This is a genomic window from Streptomyces sp. PA03-5A (genome assembly GCF_033792725.1).
In the GTDB taxonomy this organism is placed as follows: Bacteria; Actinomycetota; Actinomycetes; order Streptomycetales; family Streptomycetaceae; genus Actinacidiphila.
Map to the genome: position 1 here is coordinate 172531 of NZ_JARAVL010000012.1, position 10397 is coordinate 182927.

At 75.2% G+C, this 10397-nt stretch carries 2 protein-coding genes; both read right to left on the minus strand.

Annotation, left to right across the window (positions count from 1 at the left end; all coding sequences use genetic code 11):
* Positions 1 to 22: 22 nt before the first annotated feature.
* Entirely contained in the window at positions 23 to 7696 is a 7674-nt protein-coding gene (locus PV410_RS17380; RefSeq protein WP_500325486.1) for a beta-ketoacyl synthase N-terminal-like domain-containing protein, read from the minus strand.
* 50 nt (positions 7697 to 7746) lie between these two features.
* Positions 7747 to 10143 (minus strand): SDR family NAD(P)-dependent oxidoreductase, encoded by a 2397-nt coding sequence (locus tag PV410_RS17385; RefSeq protein WP_500325488.1) that lies wholly within the window; start codon positions 10141 to 10143, stop codon positions 7747 to 7749.
* Positions 10144 to 10397 lie beyond the last annotated feature (254 nt).

The following is a 10397-nucleotide window of genomic DNA, read 5'->3' on the forward strand; positions in this document are numbered from 1 at the left end:
TCTCCTGTCGCTCGCCGCTTGCTCAGGTCTGGTCGTGGTGGATCTCGATGCCGATGTCGCCCAGCCGGTAGATCCGCAGGGTCGACTTCCAGACGCTCGCGTCGCCGAGCAGCAGGATCCGGCCCGGTTCGCGGCGCACCTCCTTGACGTGCACGTCGAACTCCATGTCCGGGTCGGTGCGGAGGATCTGGCCGCGGTAGCTCCAGGTCATCTCGGCGCCGGAGGCGAGCGCGAAGCGCGGGTTCACCAGCCCGTCGGTGAGCCCGGCCTCGACGGCGTACACCTGCAGGCCCTGCAGCAGCGCCTCCACGCCCAGCGATCCGGGCATCACCGGGTCGCGGTGGAAGTGGCAGCTGAAGTACCAGTCGTCGGGGCGGATGGAGCGGTGGCCGCGCAGGTAGCCCCGGCCGTGCTCGCCGCCGCCGGGCAGGACGTCGACCCATTCGACGAGGTCGAGGTGGCCGCCGGCCAGCCGGGTCGTGCCCCGGGTGGCCTGCGCGGCGCGGTGGGCGGCCAGCTCGACGCGGCGGACGCCGGCCGGGCGGGCGGGCTGCCGGTCGAGCCAGGGCAGGACGTGCTCGCCCTTGTCGAGGCCGACCTGGTTCTCCAGGGCCTTGGCGTTGAAGTAGCCGAACAGGGACTCGCCGCGGTAGAAGACCTCGCCGTCGGTGGAGAGTTCGTACGCGTAGTTCTGCAGGATCGAGCCGGGCATCCGGTCGCTGGACAGCAGCGTCGAACGGTGCCTGATGGTCTTGCCGCGCAGGTCGACGTCCTTGACGAGGGTGGCGCGGCCGTCCAGGTTGCGGATGCTGAACTGCTCGTCCGGGAAGGGCAGCGTGGCGCCCAGGTAGTAGCCGAGGAGGATGGCGGCCTGGAGGCTGGACTCCATGTGGACGCAGTTCGGCATGTACGGGTGCCCGTTGTGCGCGTAGTACCAGGCGTCCTCCGGCGCGTCGTACTCGGTGACCATGACGGCGCCCTTCTTCAGGACGCCGCGGGTGCCCTCCAGCGCCATGACGCGGTCGACGAAGAGGAAGTCGCCGTTGGGGATGTACGGCGCGCGGCTGTCGGCGTAGACCTCGAACTCGGGGCCCATCGCGACCGCCAGGTCCCCCTTGGCGGCGTGCGCCATGTGGAACTCGTTGAGCAGCGCGGGCTCGCCGCTCGCGGGGCTGAGCCGGCCGAGGAAGTGCGGCACCGTGCCGCCGGTCTCCGGGCGGTACGGGGTGCCGGGCTTCTCCACCAGGCGGATCCCGAGGCCGGTGACCCCGATCGACGGCTTGCCGTCGCGCAGCACGACCACGTCCGCGGTGATGGCGGGACGGGGCAGCAGCGTCAGCCCGGTGACGTCGATCCGGTACTCGATGCGTTCGGTGGCCGGGGTGATCTGGCCGCGGACCTTGACCTCCGTGGTCAGGCCCTGGACGGGCTGGAAGCGGGCGTCGGGGAAGCACAGGTGCAGGCCGAGGGACATCGCGTACACCTCCAGCAGCTGCACCGCGCCTTCGGCGACCAGCGAGCCGGCGAGCACCGGGTCGTCCGGGAAGTGGCAGGTGAAGTACCAGCCGTCCCGGACGAGGTGCTTGACGGCCTCGATCCGGCCGAGGCCGTGCGCGCCGCCCTTGCGGTCCAGCACGGTGACCTCGTCGGCCATGCGCAGCCGCTCGCCGGGCAGGCGCAGGGAGGTGTTGCAGCCCTCGGGCTGCCGGTGGCCCGGCCCGAAGACGTCCGCGATCCGTCCCTCGGCGAGCGCCGCCAGGTCGGCGGCGGTCAGTGCGGTGCGGGAGGTGGGCTGCACGGGCTTGAAGGAACTCGCCCCGGAGAAGGCGCCGTCGCCCTTGGGCGGCACGGCCCTGCCCTGGATGATGCCGAGCGAGTTCTCCAGCTCGTCGTCGGTGAAGAAGCCGGCGCAGGCGTTGTTCAGCTTCAGGATCAGCTCACCGTCGGCGTAGCAGTCGTAGTGGAAGAAGAACAGCGTCGTGTCGCCCTGCCGCACGAACTGGTCGATCCAGATGTCGTAGCGCAGCGTCTGGCCGACCCGCGGCAGGTCCCCCACGAAGCTGAGGCTGCTGTCGAGCAGGCGGTAGACGCGGTCGCCGCGGTTGGTGAAGTCGATGCCGAGGTAGCTGATCAGCAGCAGGTCGCACTGGCCCGCCTCGATGGTCACGGCCGGAGGCACCTGGCCGTCCACGGCGTACCAGGCGTCGAGCGGAACGTCGTACTCGGTGCGGATGAACGAGGGCTCGAACGCCCCCGGTTCGGCCTCCAGCGCGGTGACGCGGGTGGCGAAGTGGTACGGCGGGGCGGGCAGCCGGACACGGCGGCGGTGACCGTCGATCTCGGCGAAGCGCGGGCCGAAGACGTTCCCGATCTTCCCGGTGGCGAACTCCAGGAGGTCGTGCTCGTCCCAGACCACGCCCTCCGGCTTGGGCGGGCGTACGGCGGGGGTCGCTGGCTCGGGGACGGGGACGGTCGCGGGGGTGGCGGCGGACAGCAGGGCCGCCAGCTGGTCGCGCAGGGCCCGCTGGGCGTCCAGCACCTCCCGGTGGGCCTCCAGCATCTCGCTGCGCAGCCCGCGCACGAGCGCGGCGGTGCTCTCCTGCCGGGGCGGCTGTACGGGCAGCGGCGCCCCGAAGATGGCCGGGCCCGGCGGCTCCTGCGGCTCCACGACCGGCACCGGCGGGGCGGCCGCGATGACGGTGGCGGTCACGGCGGCGGCCGGGATCATCGTGATCGGCTCCCGCTCCAGCACGAGCGCTGGTGCGGGCGGCTGTGCGGCGGGGCTGATCGACATCGCGGTGTCCCATTCCGTGGCGGATTCGGCACCCACGGCGTTCGCCGGGGCGGGGATGACGTTCCCGGCACGCACGCCGGGCTCGGACCTTCGAGCCGCCGGACCCGTCGCGCAGGAAAGCGGCGACCCGGCAGGAGTGGCCGTCCGGGACGCGTGGACGCCGGCGGCGGACCCCCCGCCCACGGGGTGCCCCGGGGCGGGGATGACGTTCCCTGCACGCCTACCGGGCCCGGCGGCCCCCGCGCCGGACGCCGGCTCCTGCGACGCCGCACCTCCCGCACCCGCCCCGAGCCCGCGCTCCGCGACAGCGGCGGCCGACACGTGCGGCCGCGCAACACCCGCACCGGGAAGGGGCGGGCGGGTGGCAGGCCCCACGACGGACCCGCGCTCCCCCGCGACGGACACCGGCGGATCGGCAGAAACCGCCATCACGGACTCGCTGCCCGCAACGGCCGGGACGGACTGACCGCCTTCCGGCACCTGCGCGCCGGGAAGGGGCGGGCGGATGGGAGACCCCACGACGGACCCGCGGCCCGCAACGCCGCGCATCACCAGCCCGGCCCCCGCACCCGCAGCCGCAGCCGCAGCCGCAACCGCAACCACCGCGCCCCGCGCGGGCCGCAGCCCCGCCACCACCGGTCCCGCGCCCGCGGCCACCAGCGGCGCGACCGGCGCGCCGCCCACCGTGAAGGTGCGCAGGCCGATCGGGCGCCGGGCGGCGGACGCGGAGACGGACGCCGGGACCGCGAACGCGCCGAGGTCGACCGGGACGCCGTGGGAGGCCAGTCGGGCCACGAGGCGGGCGATGTCGCCGGCGCCGCGTGCCCCGCGCCGGTCGACGGAGACCGCCACGTGCGGCTCGTCGCCGAGCGTCTCGTGGATCCAGCGGGCGCACGTGCTGCTCGGCCCGACCTCGATGAAGCAGCGGAACCCGTCCGCGTACGCCCGCCGCACCAGCCGCGGGAAGTCGACCGTCTCCCGCAGCGTGACGGCGATGTTCGCGGCGACGGCGTCCGGGTCGAGGCCGGTCACGGGCGCGTAGTGCCGGCTGCTGTAGAGCGTCAGGCCGCCGACGTCGCCGGTCGGGTACCGGTTGAGGTCGGCGAGTTCGCCGAGGACGCCGTCGACGACCGGGCAGTGCATGACGTGGTTGGCCGGCGAGCGGGCGCTGCGGCAGTCCAGTGCGGCGATGAGCTCGGCGCACTGGCCGGGGTCGCCGGCGACCACGACCTCCTGCGGGGTGTTGACGTGGGTGACGAAGACCCGGTCGAAGCGCTCGACGGCCGCCCGTACGTCGTCGGCCGGGGCGAGCAGCACATGTGTGGCCCACACCTGCGCGTCCGGGACGTCGTCGCCGAGTCCCCACAGCTCGCGCACCGTGCGCTTGGGTCCGCGCAGCATGTCGTCGAAGAGCGGCGAGGCGCTGATCTTCGCGTCGCCGCGGGCGCTCTTGATCCAGCCGCCGGTGGCGAAGAGCATGCTGCTCTCGCCGAGGCTGTAGCCGAACGCGCCCTGCACGGGCACGCCCAGGACCTCCCGCACCAGGTCCGTCGACAGCAGCGCGTAGCTGGTGCCGGCGGCCAGCATCAGGGGGATGTCCTCGACGAGTTCGCCCTCCCGGCGCATCAGTTCGCGCCGTCCGAGGAGCTCACGGGAGCGCGGGTAGAGGGCGGCGCTGCGCAGGAGCTCCGCGGGGAGCTCGGCCTGCGCCTCGAAGCGGGGCAGCAGCCCGGGGAAGGCGCGGAAGAGGGAACGGCCCAGGCCCAGGTAGGAGTTGAAGGCGCCGGGGAAGACCAGGGCCACCTTGGCACTGCCGCCGGCGCCGATCGGCCGGGAGGTGAAGTGGCTGCCGGAGGGCGAGGTCCACTCCCCGCCCGACCGCCACACCTGCGGCAGGTCCTTGACGGCCTGGTCGATCTGCCGGGCGAGCCCGGCGGTGTCGTCGGCGACGAGGACGGCCTTGAGCCGGGCGGGGCGGTCCTCGGCGAGGGCCGCCCAGTCCCCGTCGAGCGCCGCCCGCAGCTCGCCGAGCCGTCGCAGCAGCCCCTCGATGTCGTCGGCGCCGACGGGCACGACGAGGCCGCCGCCGGAGCGGGCCCAGTCGGTCTCGGCGACCTCGCCGCGCACCCTGGCACCGGCCAGGACGACGTGGCCGTGGCTGCCCGCCGTGCCGGTGACGCTCACCGACGCCGCGCGCCGTCCGTCGCGCCGGGCCCGCAGCCAGGGGCGGGAGTCGGCGGGGAGGAAGAAGGAGGAGCCGTCCGGAGGGACGGCTCCGCCGCCCGGGGCGACCGGGAAGTAGGCGTGGTGCAGGCACAGCGCGGCCCGGATGACGGAGGCGAGCGCGGAGGCGCGGCCGGTGTCGCCGACGCAGGCGTGGACTCCGGACAGCGCGGTGCGCAGTTCGCCGCCGGCCCGGTCACGGGTCCAGACCCGGGCCAGGCCCTCGCGTTCGGCGGCGGTCGCGGCGCCCGCCTCTACGAGTTCGACGTCGGCCGGGGTGAGCCCGGCGGCGGCCAGCGCTTCCTCGGCGGCGCGGGCGACCAGTTCGGGGCGGGCCCCGGGGGTCACGTCCCCGCAGTGGTGGACGGCGACGGCCTCCACCGTGGCGTACACGGTCCGTCCCGGCGGCACCGACGCGGGCCGGGTGACGACGACGGCCCCGGCACCCTCGCCGAGGACACGCAGCCCGTCCCGGACCGAGCCGGGCTCCAGCAGTTCGCGGGCGAGCGTGTTCTCGGGCCCGGCCGCGAGGTCGACGGCGCCGACGAGGACGGCCTCGACGGTCGGGTCGAGCAACAGCAACCGGGCGACGTCGAGGGCGTCGACGCCCACCGAACTGTCGGAGGAGAGGGTGAAGGAGGGGCCGGTCAGGTTCCACAGCGAGGAGACCCGGCTGGCCATGATGTTGCCGATGTAACTGAGCACCTCGTTGGGCTCGATGGAGTCGTGGACGCCGTTGCGCGCGGCCCGGGTGAGCTCGGCCAGTTGCCCGGGGGTGGGCTCCACGCCGGCCTGCGCGCACCAGTCGGCGAGCTTGCGGCCCAGTTCGTAGCGGGAGCCGTGGCCGTGCGCGCTCGGTTCCATCTCCATGCCGACGACGACGGCGACCCGGCGCGGCCCGGCGTCCCCGCCGGTGCCGGGGCGCGGCCGCTCGTACCCGGCGTCGCGCAGCGCCTCCTCGGCGACGCGCATCATCAGCAGGTGCTGCTGGTTGAAGTGGTCGAGGTCCTTGGGCGGGATCTTGTACGAGGTCGCGTCGACCTCGAACTCCTCGACGTACGCGGCCCTCGGCGCGTGCTCGCCGGCGAGCCCGGCCCGGGCCAGGGGGCCGCCCTCGACGTCCTCGAAGCCGCGCCACCGCTGTCGGGGCAGCGCGCGCACGGCGTCCAGGCCCTCGTACCCGGCACGCTCGAAGGCGTCCAGCGTGGTGAACGAGCCGAAGTGCGCGCCCATGCCGATGACGGCCAGCGGCGGCACCGGTGTCGCCGCGGAAGCGGGCTCCGGAACGCGGTCGGGCGCGGGGTCGGGGTCGGGGTCGGGGGCCGAGAGGACGACGTGCGCGTTCGTACCGCCGAAGCCGAAGGCCGAGACGCCGGCCCGGCGGGGACCGCCGCCCGCGGGCTCGGGCCAGGCCACCGCCTCACGGACGACCCGGTCGGCGACGGTCCCCGGCAGGGGCTGCCCGACGCCGATGGTGGGCGGGATCATGCCGTGCGACAGGCTGAGGACGACCTTGATGAGGCTGGTCATGCCGGCCACGGTCAGCAGGTGGCCGATGTTGGACTTGACCGACCCCAGCAGCGGTCCGCGGCCGAAGAACGCCTCGACCCCGCCGAGTTCGGTGCTGTCGCCGAGCGGCGTCCCGGTGGCGTGGCACTCCAGGTACTGGACGGCCGAGGGGTCCACGCCCGCCTCGCGGTAGGCGAGTTCGTACGCGGCGAGCTGCCCGGCGGCGTTCGGCACCAGCATGTGCTTGCCGGGGCCGTCGTTGGTGAGGGCGAGCGCGTCGACGACCGCGTACACCCGGTCGCCGTCGCGCCGGGCGTCGGCCAGGCGCTTCACGGCGACCATGGCGGCGCCCTGGCCGGTGACGATGCCCCGGGAACGGGCGTCGAAGGGCTGGCTGAAGCCGTCCGGCGGATAGGCCCGCAGGTCGGAGAAGGACAGGTGGATGACGGTCGGGTCGGGGGCGCAGACCCCGCCCGCCAGCATCAGGTCGGCGCGGCCCGTCTCCAGGTGGGCGCAGGCCAGCTTCAGCGCGTACAGCGCTGAGGAGCAGGCGGCGTCCAGGGTGAAGCGGGGCCCGTCGAGGCCGAGCGCCGCGGCCACCACCTGGGCGGGCATCCCGCCCGCCCACAGGTTGTGGGCGGCGGCGGTGCCCGCCGGGCCGGCGGCCCCGGCGGGGTCGCCGCCGGGTGCCGCCGCCGGGAGACCGGCGTCCGCCAGTCCCCGGGCCACCGCCGAGTCCCACAACTCTCCGGCGACCCTGCCGGAGGCCGGGGTGGGGAACGGGTAGTTCCCGAACACCACCCCGGTCCTCCGTCCGCTCCGGCCGGCCGCGGCGCCGGGGGGAGAGCCCGCGTCGGCCAGAGCGTCCCCGGCCACCCGGAGCGCCCAGTGGAACGAGCGGTCCAGGCCGGCCAGGTAGTCGGACGGGAGCAGGTATCCGCTCGGGTCGAAGGCCGTCGCGTCCTCCTCCGTGAGGAACCCGCCCCGGGTGCAGTAGATGCGGTGCCGGTCGTCGGGGTCGGTCTCGCGGACCCGTGGGTCCTGCCCGAAGATCCGGCTGTCCCCGTCGGTGCGCGAGTCCACGCCGCCGGTCAGGTTCCGCCAGTAGTCGTCGGGTGTCCCTGCCCCGGGGAAGAGGCAGGCCAGGCCGACGATCGCGTACGTGCCCATGGTGGGTCAGCCTCCGAGTGTCCGAGTCGGTCCGGTCGGGTCGGCGGTCGTCAGACCGGGACGGCGGCGGTCGCGCCGGACCGCCCGGAGGGCCCGAACTTGCCCTCCAGTTCCGGGTCCTCGACCAACGCCACCCCGTCGAGCACCTGCAGGACCCGGCCCTCGCGGTCGAGCGCGGTGATCGAGCAGGTCACCCCGGTCGTGGCCGGCCGGACGTCCTCCACCGCGATCAGGAAGTCCTCGTCGGCGGGCAGGGGGGCGAAGAGCCGGATCCGGGAGACCTCCATCGGCAGGCTGGCCCGGCCGCGGAACAGCCGGACCCACACCAGCCCGGCCTGCAGCAGCAGGTCGGCCAGGACGGGGCTGTGCCGCAGGCCGTGGTAGGCGCCGTGCGCCGGGACGGGGTCGCCGAGACGAGCGCCGAGCAGCAGCCGGTGCTCGTCCGAGGCGAGGATCCGGCGCAGCCCGCGCAGCGACGGGCCGTGGAAGAGCGTGCCGTCGCGGTAGAGGTAGCCGGCGTCGGTGCCGCTCGCCGCGCGGGCCGCCTCGGCGAGGTCCGCGCGGTCCGCGGGACGCGGGCCGGGTCCGTCCGTGCCGACGGTGCCGCCGTACGCCGGGCGGCTGCGCCCGGCGGTGTCGACGGCGGAGGCCAGCACGTCCAGGGTGCCGGGGCCGGCGTTCCGGCCGGGCTCCACGAACAGCCGCAGCCGCTCGGGGACCTCGCCCTCGGCACCGTCCAGGACGACCCCCTTGAAGACCTTGAACCCGCTCACCTCGGTGACCGTCCCATCGGTCGCCGTCTCGACGGCGTTGAGCAGGGCGCCCACGGCGGCGGTGGCGGGCAGCACCCGCCTGCCGCCGATCGCGTGGTCGGCCAGCACCGTCTCGGCGGCCAGCCGGTCGAGCCCACGGTCCACCAGCAGCGACACCGGCGCGCCGGACCCGGTGGCGGGCGGCGCCGACAGCGGCCTCAGCGGGCCCGCCACGATGACCGTGTCGTGGCCGCGCTCCGCCGTGAACTGCTCGGCGAAGATGCCCGCCCCGGTCGCGACCGGGACCAGCTCCACCCCGCGCGAGGCGAACATCCGGCGCAGGTCGTCGGTGACCATCCCGCCGTCCCAGGCACCCCAGTTGACCGAGGTCACCCGGGCCGACGGCAGTTCCCGCTTGAGCCGTACGGCGAGCCGGTTCAGCGCCTCGTTGGCCACGGCGTAGTCGGACTGGCCGCGGTTGCCGAAGAACCCGGCGACCGAGGAGAAGAACACCAGGTGCCGCAGGGCGGCGGTGCCGCGCAGCGCGTCCAGGACGTTGCCCAAGCCGACGATCTTTGTGCCGAGGACGCGGTGGACCTCCTCCGCCGTCTTGTCCACGATCAGCCGGTCGGCCAGCACCCCCGCGCCGTGCACGACCCCGGTGACCCGGGGCGCGTACGGGGCCAGGGCGGTCCTCACCGCGGCGGCGTCGGTGATGTCGACGGCGACGTACTGCACGCTCCCGCCGTACGCCCTCAGCCGACGCAGGTTCTCCGAGATCTCCCGGCTGCCCGTCAGCTCCCGGTAGACCGCCTCCACCCCGCGCGGGGTCGGCTTCTCGCCGCCGGCGGCGATCCGCCGGGCGATCGCGCCCTTCAGCGCGGTGCCCTCCAGCCCGGCGGCCCACTCGGGCTCCGGGGCGGCCTCGCTGCGGCCGAGCAGCAGCAGCCCCGCCGGGCGGGCCGCCACCAGCGCCCGCAGGCAGTCCGCCGTGATGCCGCGCGCTCCGCCGGTCACCACGAGCAGGTCGTCCGCGCCGATCTCCGGCACGGCCACCGCGGGCCCGGCCGGTGCCTGCGCCGACGGCACGACGGTGCGACGGCCCTGCGCGTCGTGCCCGACGTCGGCGAGGTCGCCGGCCAGGTCCTTGATCTCACCCAGGAAGCGGGCCGCGATTGTGTGGTCGTCCAGGCCGGGCGCGAAGTCCACGGTGCGGGTGAACAGTTCCGGCGCCTCGATGGCGAGGGTCTTCACCAGTCCGCTCACACCGCCCAGCAGCGCCGGGCCGGACGCACCACCGCGGTAGCCGTTCGCCCCGTCCAGCTGCGTGACCGCCACGAACGCCGCGCGCGTGCCCCCGGCCGCCGCGGCCTTCAGCGCGGGCTGCGTCTGCCGGGCCACGAGCACGGTGTGCGCCAGCCGCCGCGCGGCATCGGCCCACTCTTCCCCGGCCGCGGCCGCCACCTGGACGACGAGGTCGAGCCTGCCCGCCGTCACGACGCGGGCCAGTTCGTCGGCCTCCCACGTCCGCAGCGACCGTATGGCGTCCGCCTCGGCCGCGGTCGCCACCCCGTCGGGCAGCCCCACGACCTCCACCCGCCAGCCGTCCGCGCGCAGCGCGGCCACCACCGGCCGGGTCAGCGTCGACCCGTCGTCCACCACGAGCGCGGTCCGCTGCTCGGCGTACGCCCCCACGACCGCGTACGGCGCGGGCAGTTCGCGTAATGAAGCGAACGTCCGCCCGATCCCGGGCGCGGCCGGGTACGTCACCGTCAACGGCGCCTCCGCACGGGTCGCGGGGACGGGCGCGGGCCCGGAGGTGGGAGCGGAGGCACCGGCGAGGAACCCCGCGATGTCGTCCAACGTCCGCAGCTCACCCAGCCGCTCCGGATCGATGTCCCCCGACACCGGGAAACGCTCCTGCAGCGCCCCCATGATCTGCACCCGCT